Origin of the sequence: Wolbachia endosymbiont (group B) of Eucosma cana (genome assembly GCF_947250645.1) — a bacterium.
Lineage (GTDB): Bacteria > Pseudomonadota > Alphaproteobacteria > Rickettsiales > Anaplasmataceae > Wolbachia.
Window position 1 is genome coordinate 606,689 of record NZ_OX366334.1, and the last position, 15,814, is coordinate 622,502.

Annotated in this window: 14 protein-coding genes; 7 read left to right on the top strand and 7 right to left on the bottom strand. The window is 33.6% G+C overall.

The features are described from left to right. Positions 1-138: 138 nt before the first annotated feature. The 5 genes from tatA to OOK99_RS07050 all read left to right on the top strand — a co-directional run bounded on the left by tatA (position 139) and on the right by OOK99_RS07050 (position 3,617). Positions 139-306, top strand: coding sequence for a twin-arginine translocase TatA (gene tatA, locus OOK99_RS02960; RefSeq protein ID WP_006013840.1), 168 nt, complete (start codon positions 139-141; stop codon positions 304-306). A 133-nt stretch (positions 307-439) separates the two neighbouring features. Beyond that, positions 440-1,096 (top strand): exopolysaccharide biosynthesis protein, encoded by a 657-nt coding sequence (locus tag OOK99_RS02965; protein WP_264720136.1) that lies wholly within the window; start codon positions 440-442, stop codon positions 1,094-1,096. 95 nt (positions 1,097-1,191) lie between these two features. Beyond that, entirely contained in the window at positions 1,192-1,848 is a 657-nt protein-coding gene (locus OOK99_RS02970; RefSeq protein ID WP_006013843.1) for an exopolysaccharide biosynthesis protein, read from the top strand. Next, entirely contained in the window at positions 1,841-3,235 is a 1,395-nt protein-coding gene (cysS, locus tag OOK99_RS02975) for a cysteine--tRNA ligase (RefSeq protein WP_264720138.1), read from the top strand. The genes OOK99_RS02970 and cysS overlap by 8 nt, the downstream gene beginning before the upstream one ends. Further along, a complete protein-coding gene (locus tag OOK99_RS07050) occupies positions 3,204-3,617 on the top strand; it encodes a YqaA family protein (RefSeq protein ID WP_319606761.1) in 414 nt (137 codons plus the stop codon). Before cysS ends, OOK99_RS07050 begins: the two co-directional genes overlap by 32 nt. A gap of 30 nt (positions 3,618-3,647) precedes the next feature. On the opposite strand, the gene OOK99_RS02980 is transcribed toward OOK99_RS07050, so the two are convergent. From OOK99_RS02980 to hemJ, 7 genes are all read right to left on the bottom strand, one after another. Continuing rightward, on the bottom strand, positions 3,648-6,584 hold the full coding sequence (locus OOK99_RS02980; protein ID WP_264720140.1) for a DUF3971 domain-containing protein: 2,937 nt from the start codon (positions 6,582-6,584) through the stop codon (positions 3,648-3,650). Then, positions 6,577-7,014, bottom strand: a complete 438-nt coding sequence (gene rnhA, locus OOK99_RS02985; RefSeq protein WP_264720141.1) for a ribonuclease HI — start codon at positions 7,012-7,014, stop codon at positions 6,577-6,579. The genes OOK99_RS02980 and rnhA overlap by 8 nt, the downstream gene beginning before the upstream one ends. Positions 7,015-7,189: 175 nt before the next feature. After that, positions 7,190-8,077, bottom strand: a complete 888-nt coding sequence (locus tag OOK99_RS02990; RefSeq protein WP_264336746.1) for a heme o synthase — start codon at positions 8,075-8,077, stop codon at positions 7,190-7,192. A 1-nt stretch (position 8,078) separates the two neighbouring features. Next, positions 8,079-9,629, bottom strand: coding sequence for a cytochrome c oxidase subunit I (ctaD, locus tag OOK99_RS02995; protein WP_139686463.1), 1,551 nt, complete (start codon positions 9,627-9,629; stop codon positions 8,079-8,081). A gap of 15 nt (positions 9,630-9,644) precedes the next feature. Beyond that, positions 9,645-10,409, bottom strand: coding sequence for a cytochrome c oxidase subunit II (gene coxB / locus OOK99_RS03000; RefSeq protein ID WP_264720142.1), 765 nt, complete (start codon positions 10,407-10,409; stop codon positions 9,645-9,647). A 556-nt stretch (positions 10,410-10,965) separates the two neighbouring features. Next, positions 10,966-12,477 (bottom strand): HlyD family type I secretion periplasmic adaptor subunit, encoded by a 1,512-nt coding sequence (locus OOK99_RS03005; protein ID WP_264720143.1) that lies wholly within the window; start codon positions 12,475-12,477, stop codon positions 10,966-10,968. A 154-nt stretch (positions 12,478-12,631) separates the two neighbouring features. Beyond that, positions 12,632-13,060, bottom strand: coding sequence for a protoporphyrinogen oxidase HemJ (hemJ, locus tag OOK99_RS03010; protein WP_264336743.1), 429 nt, complete (start codon positions 13,058-13,060; stop codon positions 12,632-12,634). A gap of 65 nt (positions 13,061-13,125) precedes the next feature. Between hemJ and pdhA the strand changes: the two genes are divergently transcribed. Both pdhA and gatB read left to right on the top strand, forming a co-directional pair. Then, positions 13,126-14,106: a pyruvate dehydrogenase (acetyl-transferring) E1 component subunit alpha gene (gene pdhA / locus OOK99_RS03015; RefSeq protein ID WP_264720145.1), complete on the top strand. Its 981-nt coding sequence runs from the start codon at positions 13,126-13,128 to the stop codon at positions 14,104-14,106. Between the two features lie 205 nt (positions 14,107-14,311). Next, entirely contained in the window at positions 14,312-15,742 is a 1,431-nt protein-coding gene (gatB, locus tag OOK99_RS03020) for an Asp-tRNA(Asn)/Glu-tRNA(Gln) amidotransferase subunit GatB (RefSeq protein WP_264720146.1), read from the top strand. The last annotated feature ends 72 nt before the right edge of the window (positions 15,743-15,814 follow it).

Below are 15,814 nucleotides of genomic sequence, written 5' to 3' on the forward strand. Positions count from 1 at the left end.
TTAATGTTAGGATAAAACTATTATAAGATAATTAAAAACTCTTGATTTATAATTCAATAAAAGTGATATAATTTATGTATCACTTGGCTTCAGTCAAGTTTTAATACCTAAAAGTTAATATTTTCAACGGAGGTACAAATGAGTTTAGGTCCATGGCAGCTGTTTCTAGTCTTAATAATAATCTTAGTTCTGTTTGGTGCAGGTAGGTTACCACAAGTTATGGGTGATTTAGGCAAAGGCATTAAAAACCTTAAACAAGAACTTAAGGATTCAGAGAAACTGTCATCTAATGAACCAGATCGTTAGCTTCCTTATGTTTCGTGACACGCACTTTAGTGCGTGTCATTTGTTTAAACAAGGCTAAAGAATTGAAGAGGTATGATTGAAGTACAGTAATAATTATGTTAGTTAGAAGTTATATTGTTATTAAAGGGTATCTGTGGAAAAAAGTGTGAAATTGACTGAAGATAAAAAATTGGCCTCTGATATTCTAAAAGAGGTTGCAGATACCAATAACAACGATAGTGATAAAGTAACATTGTTCGACATCAAAACAGCTTTACATGAGCGCGGTTTTGGTATTTTAATAATCATCTTCTCTTTACCGCTATCAGTACCTATACCTGTTCCACCTGGCTATACAACCATTCTTTCTATACCTTTAATCTTATTTTCACTGCAGCTTCTATTTGGGTTTGATTCTCCTTGGATGCCTAATTGGCTAGAAAGGAAATCTTTTCAACGGTCAACACTAGCTCTCGTGGTAGAGAAAACTTCACCTACATTAAAAAAAATAGAAAAGTTCATGAAACCAAGAATGTCTTTCATTTTTCGTGGTCCTGGTGAAAAGATTCTAGCTTTTATGATGTTGCTTTGTGCAATAATAATAGCTCTTCCATTACCTTTTACTCACTTCCTTCCTGCAATTGGTATAACTCTTATTTCACTCGGCATTATGGGTAAAGATGGATTTTTATCTACGTTAGGAGTGTTAGTTTCATTCTGTGCGTTATTGGTTACCCTTATTGTAATAGTTAAAGGACCAAAACTTATAGCCGGAATACTTTCTCTTCTTAAAAGCTTTACAAAACTTTAATAAAAGAATGAAGTACAGCATGAAATGAATAATCGATATTGAAATATAGCAATAACTATGTTAGTTAGAAGTTATATTGTTATTAAAGGGTATCTGTGGAAAAAAGTGTGAAATTGACTGAAGATAAAAAATTGGCCTCTGATATTCTAAAAGAGGTTGCAGATACTAATAATAACGATAATGATAAAGTAACATTATTTGATATTAAAACAGCTTTACATGAGCGTGGTTTTGGTATTTTAATAATCATCTTCTCTTTACCGCTATCAGTACCTATACCTGTTCCACCTGGCTATACAACCATTCTTTCTATACCTTTAATCTTATTTTCACTGCAGCTTCTATTTGGGTTTGATTCTCCTTGGATGCCTAATTGGCTAGAAAGGAAATCTTTTCAACGGTCAACACTAGCTCTCGTGGTAGAGAAAACTTCACCTACATTAAAAAAAATAGAAAAGTTCATGAAACCAAGAATGTCTTTCATTTTTCGTGGTCCTGGTGAAAATATTTTAGCATTTATAATGCTGCTTTGTGCATTATCGATAGCAATCCCACTTCCTTTAACTAACTTCATTCCTGCAATTGGTACAACTCTCATTTCACTGGGTATCATGAGCAAAGATGGATTTCTCTCTATAATCGGAGTATTAGTATCATTGTGTGGGTTATTACTTACTCTTGTCGTAATAGTTAAAGGACCACAGCTTATATTTGGAGCATTTTCTTTTCTAAAAAGCTTTGTATATGGTTAAGCTTTACAACACTTTAACAAAAAAAAAAGAGCCCTTTACACCGATCGATAAAGATCATATAAAAATGTACGTCTGCGGACCAACAGTATATGATACTGCACATATAGGAAATGCACGTTCTGTTGTTGTTTATGATGTATTATTTCGACTGCTGAAATTTTGTTATGGCAAAGTTACTTATGTGCGTAATATAACCGACATCGATGACAAGATAATCAATGCAGCAAATAAGAAAAGTAGTAATATAGAAAGTATCAGCGCATATTATACCAAAGCTTTTCATGAAGATATGAGAAGCATAAATTGCGTAGAACCAACACATGAACCAAAAGCAACAGAAAATATAGACCAAATTATTGAGTTAATTGAATCTTTGCTGCATTCTGGTCATGCTTATGAATCAAATAAACATGTATATTTTAGTGTAGAATCTTACCCTGAGTACGGTGTTTTATCAGGGAAAAAAATTGATGAGTTGGATCATGGTAATAGAGTTGAAGTGGGTGAAAATAAAAAACACCCAGGAGACTTCGTACTTTGGAAACCTGCAAACGAAACTGACTATAAACTTTCAAGTCACTGGAATAGTCCATGGGGAGAGGGAAGACCAGGGTGGCATATAGAATGTTCAGCAATGTCATATGCTTACCTTGGCAAAGATTTTGATATTCACGGTGGCGGTATAGACTTGCAATTTCCTCATCATGAGAATGAAATTGCACAGAGTAAATCTGCATTTGCTGGGTCAAAGTTTGCAAAATATTGGGTACACAACGGTTTTCTTACGGTAAATGAAGAGAAAATGAGCAAATCCTTATTTAATATAGTCAAAGTAAGGGATTTGTTAGATAGTGGAATAAAGGGTGAAGTAATACGTTATGCGCTGCTTAAAACTCACTACAGAAAACCACTTGATTGGACAGAAAATGTTATCTCTGAGTCGCAAGAAACTTTAAACAAGTTTTATCGGTTATTACGTAGTACATGTATTGAGGAAAGTGATGCAGAAGTCTCTAAAGATTTTATAGAGGCTTTGAAAAACGATTTAAACATTCCTGAAGCTGTAGCCATATTGCATGAAATGGCTACAGAAATCAATAAGACAATTAATGAATATGAGAAGCTCAAATTAACTAAGAACTTTGTTAAAAGCGCAAGGTTCATTGGTCTTCTTGAGTCAAGTTATCAAGAGTGGTTTGCAAGTGATGTAAGTCATCAAGAAATAGAAAGGTTGATAGACTTAAGAAAAGTAGCAAAACAAAATAAAGATTATGATACTGCGGACAAAATAAGAGAGCAATTGAAACAAATGGGGGTTACAATTTCTGACAACGAAGATGGTACAATAACTTGGTATGGAAAATTATCTCCTATTGTTTATAGATAGCCTAGTATCATCACTTATCTTACCCATACATCAAGGTTTTGTACTTTACACTATGTTATGCTTTAGGTCACATTACAATCCACTACTTATATTACTTTTTGGAGTATCGGGATCCAGTCTTGGTGGAATAGCTAACTGGTATTTAGGTAGAATAACAATTTTTATCAGAAGATCACATCACAAATTAGAGAATGAAGACAAAACACCAAAAATTGTAAGGCACCTACTGATTTGTGCAGTTGCATTGCTTTCGTGGGTACCAGCACTTGGAAGTGTGACTCAGATTTTATCCGGTTACTTCAAGTTAAACCTTTATATTCTTGTTCCCTTAATTATTTTATCTAACTTCCTCTGTTTGTTGTATCTAACGTTTACCATCTAACTAAACATCAATAAATAACTTTTCTTCTGGTCATATTGAGCTAAATTTCTTCTTCAAACTACCTTTTAAAACGTTTTTATTAGTTTTTGTCATAATACGATCAAATACTCCTAATAACCTCTTAAATAAGCTTGGAGTGAGAGAAGAGATAGGATTAACAGATACGTTATTGTTTTTATCATCACCATTTGCTTTGTAGTCTATTGAAATAATCCCCCTACTCTTCCCACCAGTCAGAAGTTTTCCGATTATAGGGATTTTCAACAAAGATTTGTTAATTGAGTATGCCGGTATTACTTGTCCTTCAACCTGGAACTTATAATCCTTAGTATTGAGCGTACCACTAGTACTAATGCCCAGTTCCGCTCCTTCAAGCCAAGATTCTTCAATTTCAACAGTGCCATCTTTATATGAAAAAGGTACATTAAACTTATAAAAATGCACACCTTCGTTCTTTATAGCATTTACAATGCCAGGAAGTGAGGACATTGATAATAAAGTAGTAAGTAATGGAGCATCTTTGATATAGAAATTGCTGATAGATAACATACCATAATGTCCTCCATTTTCTCTCTTAGAAGATAGATAAAGAGAGAATTTGCCGTTTTTAACTGATTTACTAATCCCTAAAGAACGCAAAAGCATACCTGAATTATCCGCGTATATTTCAAGCCCTATTTCACTGTATTCTGCTAATATACTACTATTATCCTCTGAAAACTTTCCTGTAAATTGACTTCCACTGCAATCACCTTTAGTGCAAGTTACGTTCAGCTTGGCATCTTCTATGGTAATGCCTTCTTTCATAATTATATTGTCAACATTCATAGTAACTTCTATTTTGTTACTTAATCGATTACTATCTTTGCCAAGTAAACCTAACACATCACTTAAGTTGATTTTCTCACCGTGAATAGTTATGGCATCTTTCTCCTTACCTGATTCAATTTCTATACTAAAATTATTATCAGGTAATTTAAAATTGCTAGAATTTAAATATAGATTTCCATTTTCTACTCTTCCGCTAAATTTTATGTCTAGATCACTTCCTACAACGTCTAGTTTATCTATTAGTAACTTACCTGCTCCTTTTAGCCTTGTAGAAAATAAAACTTCATTGTGATCTTCAAAATGATTTTTCCATCCTAAGTAGCTTGAACGCAACTCAAGCTCTGATAAATCTATATTACCATTAACATATCCAGTCTTATCTTGATTTATCGCTGATTCTATATTTGCATTGATATAACCATCACCGAAATTAAGTATTTGAGCAGGTAAATCTCCAGTCAAACTCCAGGCAAAATTTTCATTTTTATTGCTACTTTTGAGGTCAAATAGCAGCTGTGTATTATTTACCATACCACTGCCATTTAAATCAATAAAATCTCTGCCGAAATCAAGCTTAATATCATACTTACCAAGACTTTCATTATATACGACCAAATTATCAATTTCAGAATAGAAATTTGCTGAGAAGTCCACTTTTTTACTATCACCATTTAGATTAAAAATACGAAAATTGAATATAGAATTTGCTATTCCACCTACTTTATCTCTTTCAAATTTTACCACATCATCCAGCTTAAATTTTATAGGCTCATATAACCCATAAGCATCACTTACAGCCTGACCATTAATGGTAAGAACAGAATCTTCTTTATTGAGAGAGTTCATTTCAATATGACCACTATTGATAGTAAAATTCTGAAACTTAGCTCTATTTACAATAATTTTGAGATTGTTATCCTTGAGAGTTAACTCACCGTTCAAGTTCTCTACTCGTTCAAAATCCTCATCAAATTGAACGCTGCCATTTTCTATATCAGCAACAATTACAATACCTGACAGATCATCATTTATTAAACTATCGATTTTACCGTTAAAACTTATAATTGTATTTATAATATTCCCATCAATATTATTACAATACCACTTTCTAAATTCATTGTTCACTAGACCATCTGGTACATAAGTACATAAATCTTTTGCAACAAGTTTACTAATATTAACTCTAAGCAAAGCATGATTTGTGCCAAAGTTCATTTTGCCAATCAAAGAAAGGTAAGTATCATTTAACTTAAAATGAAAGTTTTTTACGCTAATGATTTCATCACTATATGTCAAATTTACATTTACATTAGTCAAGGCTAAGTTTTTACCTGAGTGACTCTCTGTATTTAACACGTATATGTTTCCATCCATAACTTCATCCTTTCCATTAATTCTCATTGAGAAGTTCCCTTTGAACCCTATTTCTTTGTCCAAATTGTAACTTTTAACTAGTGTGGAAAACTCGTTAAATAGCCCCAACTTTAGGTTATAAAATGTTCCATACAAATTTAACAAATTATTGCGATTTTTTATCATAATAGATAAATCATCTAGAATCCCCTTTTTATCTTTTGTATGAACACGAATATCCAAAACATTAAAATTTTCCTCCTTTCCTACATATACTTTATCAATGAAGAATTCACCTTCCGTGCTTTTATTGACAGCAATGTTAGTAATTTCAATCCTTGAGTCTGCATTTAAGTAGAAAAAAATTTTTCTTATTGTCTTCAGCAGATTTTTTGTACTACTCATCTTATCTGTCATTACAGATGTTGTTATTCCTCTGGTCTCTTCCTTCTTGATATATATGTGTACATTACCAGCTAAAACCTGAGAGAACTTTTTGGAACTTAACTTAAAGTGTACGAAAAGCTCAGGAACTTCTATGGTAAAGTCAGGATTTGTTATTTTTAAATCTGTAATGACTAGCTTGCCATCTTTCTGCCAAATAACCGAGGTACTCTCCATGCTGACATCCGAATTGGTAAATATCTTTAATATTTTTTTCTTTATATAAAAATTAATATAACTAATATTGATTTCTAAAGGACCTTCCCCTTTAAAAGGGATAAAGAAGCAGAATATAAATAATAAAATTATAGAAAATGATAGAGCTATTTTTTTAAGCATCGATTATTGCTTTTCTTGCTAAGCTGTCGGCTTCTTCATTGTATTTATCACCATTATGCGCTTTCACCCACTTCCAGTTAATCTCATGTTGCAAAGCAACATCGTCTAATTCTTTCCATAATTCTATATTTTTTACTGACTTCTTATTACTTGTCTTCCAGCCGTTCATTTTCCACTTATTTATCCATTCTGTTATACCGTATTTAATATAGAGGCTATCCGTATACAAACTGATATTACAAGGAAATTTTAATACCTTCAGTCCATTGATCACTGCTGTTAACTCCATTCTATTATTTGTAGTATTTTCTTCTCTACCACAGATGTTCTTTCTATGATTTTGAAATAATATGATTGCTGCCCACCCTCCTGTCCCTGGGTTACCAGAGCATGCTCCATCTGTGTATATTGTCACTTCCTTTTTCTTCATCTTTAACTGTAGTGAATTAATAAAGTATATCGTTGCTTCTATAAAATCACAATTTTTATAGATATAGAGGCAATTTAAGCCGCACCTTTAAATTTTATTATGGAAACAAAAAAAAGTGCTACAACGAGCATTATTAGAAGAGAAAGTAAAAGATAGTTTTTGTGTTCTTTCATGGTTAAAACAAATCAATAGAGCAGTAAATAACGCTGGCAAACAGAGAAAATAGATAAGAAATCGAATAAGAAAACATTTTTTTCTGCGAGCTATGACTCTTAAGCCTTATAACGGATGCAGCAAACCAAATAAAAACATACCCTTCAATCATTGCCATACTGAGGTAAAATAGAGCCTTTTTCAAAAATAGTGCTGGAAGTAAGCTAGTTAATACGAGTAACACGCTATAGATTAATATATATTTCCTCGTTTTTTCTGGACCATAAACGATATTGAACATTGGAATCGATGCTTTTGTATAATCTTCAGATCTATTTAAGGATAGAGCCCAAAAATGTGGTGGAGTCCACATAAAAATTATTAAAAATAGAATACAACTTTCCCAGCTTACAGAGTCAGTTACAACCGCCCAGCCAATCATTGGAGGAAAAGCACCTGCTGCACCACCAATAACAATATTCTGCGGAGTACGCCTTTTGAGCCAAATTGTATACACAAAAACATAAAATAATATGCTAATTGCAAGCAAAGCAGCAGAAACATAGTTCACTGCTATTGCCATGATAAATACTGACAATATTCCAAGAGTTATGCCAAATTCAAGCGCGCTTTCTGCAGAAACTCTACCTGAAGGTATAGGGCGGTTTTTTGTTCTCTCCATAAGCAAGTCTATATCTCTGTCATACCACATATTTATTGCACCTGCAGATCCTGAACCAAGAGCAATGCACATAAGAGATATTAGTGCAAGGAAAGGATGAATGCTACCTGGTGCAGCAAGCATTCCAGCAATTGCAGTAAACACTACAAGGTACATTATCCTTGGCTTCAGCAAATGCCAAAAATCCAGTATTGTTGATTCAACATTTAGCAAAACACTTGTGTACATTCTATTTTATCACTGGTGGTTTTTCAAAAGTATGAAAAGGCGGTGGTGAAGATACCGTCCATTCTAAAGTGTCACCTTCCCAAGGATTATCTCCAGTTTTTTTGCCCCACTTAAAGAGATGTATAACTATAAATACAAAAAACATAACTGAAAGAAAGGACATATATGAGCCAATTGAGGATATATAATTCCAAGGGATAAACGCGTCGGGATAATCAGGTATACGCCTTGGCATACCTGCTAATCCCAGGAAATGCTGGGGTAAGAAAGTGACATTGGTGCTAATAAAAGTGAGCCAAAAGTGTATCTTTCCTAAACACTCGTTATATTGCTTACCTGACATTTTGCCTATCCAATAATAAAAACCGGCGAAAGCTCCAAATAATGCAGCAAGCGACATGACATAGTGAAAGTGAGCAACGACATAATAGGTATCGTGCAAAAGCTTATCTATTCCACCGTGAGAAAGAATTATTCCGGTTATACCACCTCCAACAAACATGAAAATAAAACCTAATGCAAACAGCATTGGTGTCTTCAATTCAATCGCTCCACCCCACATAGTTGCAATCCAACTAAAGACTTTTACACCAGTTATAACACCAATGAAAATTGTGCTAGTGCTAAAAAATATAGCAGCATCCTCGCTAAGCCCAACAGTAAACATATGGTGAGCCCAAACCATGAAGCCAAACGTTGCTATTCCTATCATGGCATAAACCATTCCCATATAACCAAATACTGGCCTATGAGAAAAAGTTGACACAATCTGACTGATGATACCAAATGCAGGAAAAATAATTATGTAAACTTCTGGATGACCAAAAAACCAAAACAGATGTTGAAATAACACAGGATCACCACCACCAGCAGGATCAAAAAAGGAGGTACCTATATTACGATCAGTGAGCAGCATAGTTATAGCACCAGCAAGTACCGGTAAGGCAACAATTAACATAAATGACGTGAGTAAAATAGACCAAACAAATAGTGGTATCTTAGTTAGTGACATACCTTTTGCACGCATATTGAATATGGTAACTATAAAGTTGATCGCCCCAACAATTGATGACATACCAGCAATATGAAGTGCAAGTATAGCAAGATCAACTCCTGCACTTGGGTGGGACATAATTTGCGACAAAGGTGGGTATAAAGTCCATCCTGTTCCAGGACCTTCGCCAGCAAATACCGAGAGGATAAGCAAAATAAAAGATGAAACTAACAACCAAAAACTTAAATTATTCATACGAGGAAATGCCATATCTGGTGCACCAATCATGAGAGGTACGAACCAATTACCAAATCCTCCCATTAAGGCTGGCATTATCATAAAAAACACCATTATTACCGCATGCCCTGTAATCATTACGTTATATAGCTGGTAATTATTGTTAAGTATATTAATGTGCATTAGCTGAGTACGAATAATTACCGATAATAATCCACCAATAATTCCAGCTAATATGGAAAAAATAATGTATAGTGTCCCTATATCTTTGTGATTAGTAGAAAACAGCCAACGTCTTATACCTTTTGGTACATCACTCATATCTATACTCCAAACTTAACTTACTAATTTTTTATCTTCAATCCACTTATTAAAATCTTCTTTACTCACTGCTTCAACAACAATTGGCATAAATCCATGACCTTGACCACATAGTTCATAACATTGCCCATAATAAATACCGGGCTTTGTAACGTTAAACCATGCTTCATTCAGCCTACCTGGTATTGCATCAATTTTTATACCAAAAGCCGGTATTCCCCAGCTATGTATTACATCTCCTGCTGTCACTTGTAAACGAATATTAGTATTGATAGGTAAAATAACGTTATTATCAACAGAGAATAGTTTTAAATCTCTTTCGGTAAAGTCTTCTTTTCCTTTTATATAGCTGTCAAATGAAATACCTTGATATTCTGGGTACTGGTAACTCCAATACCATTGATGACCAATAACTTTTAGTGTTATGTCAGCTTTTGGCACTTTCTCCTGTAGTTTAATTAATTCAGCATTTTTAAAAGCCAATACCCCAACAATAATCGTTGGTATAACAAACCAGATAATTTCTACAAAGATATTATGAGTTATTTTACTGACATTTTTCACTTTGCCCTTACGAAAGCGAAATACTATATAAGCAAGCAGGGCCCATACAAAAAGCATAATTGCAATCATTACACTCATCACAAACGAATGTAACTTAACTACAGCCTCCATCATCTCAGTTGCAGGCGCAGGAAATCCAAATTGCCAAGAAGTAGGAGCAGAAGCAATTGATATGTTTGAGTAAAACATTATCAATAATGCAAATAACTTCACCATATTTTTTGCTGTAAAACTAACTGTATAATAATATATATACACTTACTATGCAAACAGAGATTATAGAATGTACACAAGTGTTTTGCTAAATATTGAATCAAAAGTAAATGATGATTAATGTTTTTTTAGCATTTAATAAATATACTAATACGATACTAACTTGAGGAAAAAGCATTTACATGAATCTATTTTAAGTTAAAATATTATAATATTTTAAGTTAAGTATTTACTTTAAGGAAGTTCTATAATAAGTTTAATAGTGTCTGTTATTGCTAATAACCCTCTAGCCTCACACCTAAAAGCAGTAACAGACACTATTAAACTTTAGGTAAGTTTGCCTATTTATAATTCATTAAGGTAAAAATCTTACTAATTCCTTTAATTCTATTATACAGCTGAGTTTACTAATTAACCTTTAATGTTTACGTTAGCATTTGCATCTTAAATCAAAGATTTACATATTATAGAAAATAATTATAAAATAATACACTACTTGTGTGTAAATTTTTTTGCATATCAAACTCTGTAAACAAATTTTTTAGAAAAGCAAAATAAATTATCTCTCTATGAAAGATCTATCGAATGTTGCAATTATAGGTGTAAACAAGAACGATAAAAGAGTGCGGGATTGAGTAACTATATATACTTCTGCTGGCATACCAGGATATAGGTATACGTTTTTAAATTGAGCAAGTTCTGATTTTGGTATCACCACTCGCACTGAATAATAACGCCCCATCCTTGGATCATCAAGAGCATCAGGGGAAATATGGTTTACTATACCGTTAATTAAACTTAAGCGACGTGCACTATAAGCGCTCAGCCTTACTTTAACTTTTAGCCCTTCTAGTCCGTCGATAGAGACTATATTGCTATCTTTCTTTTTTGCTGACAGTATCTCTTCTATGTTTCTGGTTAGAACTTTAGCATCTATTATTAGATCATCATCTGATGGTACTATACTCATGATTGGAACTCCAGATTGTATAACACCACCTTCAGTGTGGTATCTTATATCTGTAACTATACCATCTTGAGGTGATTTAATTATTGTACGTGCTAACGAATCTTCAGCAACCATCAGCCTCTCTTTTAAGTCTGCAATAGATGTATTAACTTCCTTAAGCTCAGCATTTGCTCTTTCTTGAGCATCATTCTTCACATTTATAATCTCTAACTCATTTTCTCCAATCTTTTGCTGTACTTGAGATATTGCAGAACGGTAATGTCCAACTCTACCCTCAATTTCAGCAAACTGTTTTTCTAAAGCTAAAATGTGTGGTTTGCTTATATGGCCACTATCAAGTAATTGTCTTTTTGTTTCTAACTCCTCAGTTATCAAGTCATATTGCTTATGGGCTGCATTTAGTTGAAAATTTAGCCCTGCTAATTCATCATTTAACTGCTTTATACGTTGTTGCAGTATGTCAGTTTTTCCTAATATACTCTTTCTCTGAGAGTTGAACAACTTTACCTGATTCTTTATCGCTTTATTTACAAGTTCATCGTTAGATAATCTTTTAACCTCATCAGAAAATTCTAGCGTATCTAAGTCTCCCCTAATTGCAATAAGTCTTGCTTCAGTTGCCAAAAATGATAAGAGTTTTTCTTTAATTATACTCAAATTTGCCTTTTCGTTAACATCACTTAATAAAACTAAAGGCTCATCTTTTTTAACTGTTTGACCTTCTTTTACTAAAATTTTGCTTATTATTCCCCCACCCAAGTGTTGAACTATTTTTCTATTTGAAGAGACAATAACTTCTCCACTTGCATGCACTGCTCCATCAATTGGAGCTATAGCCGACCAAATACCACCTATTCCAAAAAAGATGAATATTACCACTAAACCAAAAAATAGTGGTCCCCATGTGACTTTTAGGACTTCATTTATGTTATTACTCTCACGTTTAAAAATAAAATTTATCATCGCATCAATCCATGCGAACGTCTTATCCAAAAATTGATATTTCTTCTTTCTATTTCCTGCCCCTTGCATATCTATATCATCGCCACCAATCAGGCCTGTCAAAGAAAGTCCAGCACTAAGTTTTTTTAACTTACTCATTATAATGCTACTTTGAATTCTTGTTAATCAGAATAACACACAAAAACAAAGAATCTATAACTTAAGCATTTTACTTAGACTGTGAGACACTAGAATAAACTATTTAGTAACAATTCTTATACTCCATTCAATGGTTCAGCATTAGGCTAGAAAATCAAAACGGTTTTACAACAACCATGATAACTATAATTATTATTAACACTGTTACTGCTTCGTTTAAAACACGAAAATAAACGTGAGTTTTCTTATTCAAGCCCACTGCAAAATTTTTTCTATGTTTTGCAAGTAGGCCATGAATAGCAAACATTAAGAATAATGCTAGCGCTTTTACATGAAACCACCCTTCGCGGTATGCTTCCCTAATAATCATTAGCATAATTCCAAAACTAAGCGAGAAAAGCATTGCAGGGTTTATGATATATCTAAGGAGTCTCTTCTCCATTATTTGAAGTAAGCTGTCATTTTCTGACCCTGGTTTTACAGATGCATGGTAAACATAAAGCCTTGGCAAATAGAGCATACCTGCCACCCACATAATTACAGAGATAACGTGAAAAGCTTCAAGCCAGTGATAGTAGTCCATATAGATAGTGTTACAAAATGTTAAAGATTTCTGGTATGATCTCAGTTTAATAAAAGAAAGTCAATATGAAAGCAGGAAATTTCACTAAAGAGCAAGTGATTGGGTTCTACAGAAAAATGCTTCTAATACGCAGATTTGAGGAAAAAGCAGGACAATTATACGGAATGGGATTAATAGGCGGATTCTGTCACTTATCAATAGGGCAAGAAGCAGTTGCAGTTGGGACTCAAGCTGCATCAAAACCTGGTGATGCTTTTATCACAAGCTATAGAGACCATGGCTTAATGCTCTCATGTGATTCTGATCCAAATGTTGTAATGGCAGAACTCACGGGCAAAGAAACAGGATGTTCAAAAGGCAAAGGTGGCTCCATGCACATATTTGATGTTGAAAAAAATTTCTTTGGTGGACATGGAATAGTAGGTGCACAAGTCCCAATTGGTACAGGAATAGCATTTGCTAATAAATACAAGAAAAAAGATAACGTTGTATTCACATATTTTGGTGACGGTGCTGCAAATCAAGGACAAGTATATGAATCATTTAATATGGCAGCTTTATGGAAATTACCTGTGGTTTACATCATAGAAAATAACGAATACGCAATGGGAACTTCTGTGCAAAGATCAACTTTAGTAACTGAACTATATAAAAGAGGAGAGAGTTTTGGTATTCCTGGAAAACAAGTTGATGGAATGGATTTTTTCTCTGTCTATGAGATAACAAGTGAAATAGCTGAGCACGTACGTGGGGGAAAAGGACCTCTCTTGCTTGAAATGAAGACATATAGATATCGTGGCCATTCGATGTCAGATCCTGCTACTTATCGCTCAAAAGAAGAAGTTGAAGATATGAAGCAAAATCATGATCCTATAAGCACCTTAAAGCAGTATATAACAGACAATAAAATCGCTTCTGATGAAGAATGCAAAGCTATTGATAAGGAAATACGAGATTTAGTAAAAAAGTCAGAAGATTTTGCTAAAAATAGTAAAGAGCCAGGCATTGATGAACTATATACTGATGTTTATAAATTTGTTAGCTAATCAGTTGCCATCAAAATTATGTTTTGGCCTACTATAGATATTTTTTGGCAGCACTTAACTTTATTATATAACAGCCTAGTCAATAGAAACTGTAGTAACTCTTATATTATTGATATACACCGCTCTTGGATCATAGGTTAAATGAGTTTTATTTGACTTTTTGTGCTAGTTTGCAGAATATAAAGTTATTAATTGAATAAAATACATGACAAAAGAAAACTGGGAGACAGTAATTGGACTTGAGGTACACGCTCAGGTTTCTTCTAAGACAAAGCTATTTTCTAGTTCACTAACGGAATTTGGCACTGAGCACAATACTCAAGTTTCTCTAGTTGATGCAGCAATGCCAGGTACATTGCCAATATTAAATTATAGCTGCATAGAGCAAGCAATATGCACCGGACTTGCAATTTCTGCAGAAATTAATAAATGCTCTTACTTTGACCGGAAAAATTATTTTTATCCCGATTTACCACAAGGTTATCAAATAACCCAGTTCTTTGAGCCAATAGTTAAAAATGGCAAAGTTTTTATCAATAATAATGAAAAAGAAATAAGAATCGCAAGAATTCACTTAGAGCAAGATGCAGGAAAGAGTATTCATGAAGAAAGCAAAACTTACATAGATTTAAATCGTGCAGGTGTTGCTTTAATGGAAATTGTTTCAGAGCCAGATCTTCGTTCATCTGCAGAAGCTGCAGAATTCATGAAAAAGTTGAGGCAGATTTTGCGTTACATCGGTTCATGTGATGGTGATATGGAAAAGGGGTCACTTCGCTGTGATGCAAATGTTTCTGTTCGCCCAAAGGGCAGTAGCACATTTGGCACTCGTTGTGAAATAAAAAACTTAAATTCAATACGTTATATTGTACAAGCTATAGATTATGAAGCACAAAGGCAGATCAAAATTTTGGAAAGCGGAGGAGAAATAAGTCAAGATACCTTATTGTTTGATGTCACTTTAGGAAAAACAAAAGTGATGAGAAGCAAAGAAGATTCAAGTGACTATAGATATTTCCCTGAACCTGATTTACTACCTGTTGAAATAAGCCAAGACAAAATTGATTCTATTAAATCATCTTTACCCGAGTTGCCAGATCAAAAAAAACTTCGATACATAGAGGAATTAGGTATAAATGAATACGATGCAGACGTTATCACTTCTGATAAAGAAATTGCTGATTATTTTGAAAAATTAGCAAAAAAGCATGATTCAAAGATTGCAGTTACCTGGTTAACCGTCGAGCTTTTCGGTCGTTTAAATAAAACAAATATTGATATTGTTAGCTCTCCAATTAAAGCAGATGCTTTATCCGAACTCCTCGACTTTATCGTCGATGGAACGATCTCTGCTAAACTTGGTAAACAAGTTTTTGATATTATGTTTGAAACTGGAAAGCCTGCATCCCTTATTATAGAAGAGCAGGATCTCAAGCAAATAACTGACACATGTCAAATCTCAGAGGTAATAGATACAATCATCAATAACAACCAAGATAAAGTTCAAGAATATAAGGGTGGTAAAACAAGATTGTATGGATTCTTTGTTGGTGAAGTTATGAAATCTACCAAAGGAAAAGCTAGCCCTGATGTCGTAAACTTGATTTTGAGTGAAAAATTAAAATTGAGTGCCTAGGTGTACGATCCCAGATCTTTTGCTATTTGCTTGACTTGTTTCTTTACATAGCTTCTAATTTAAATTCTGCTG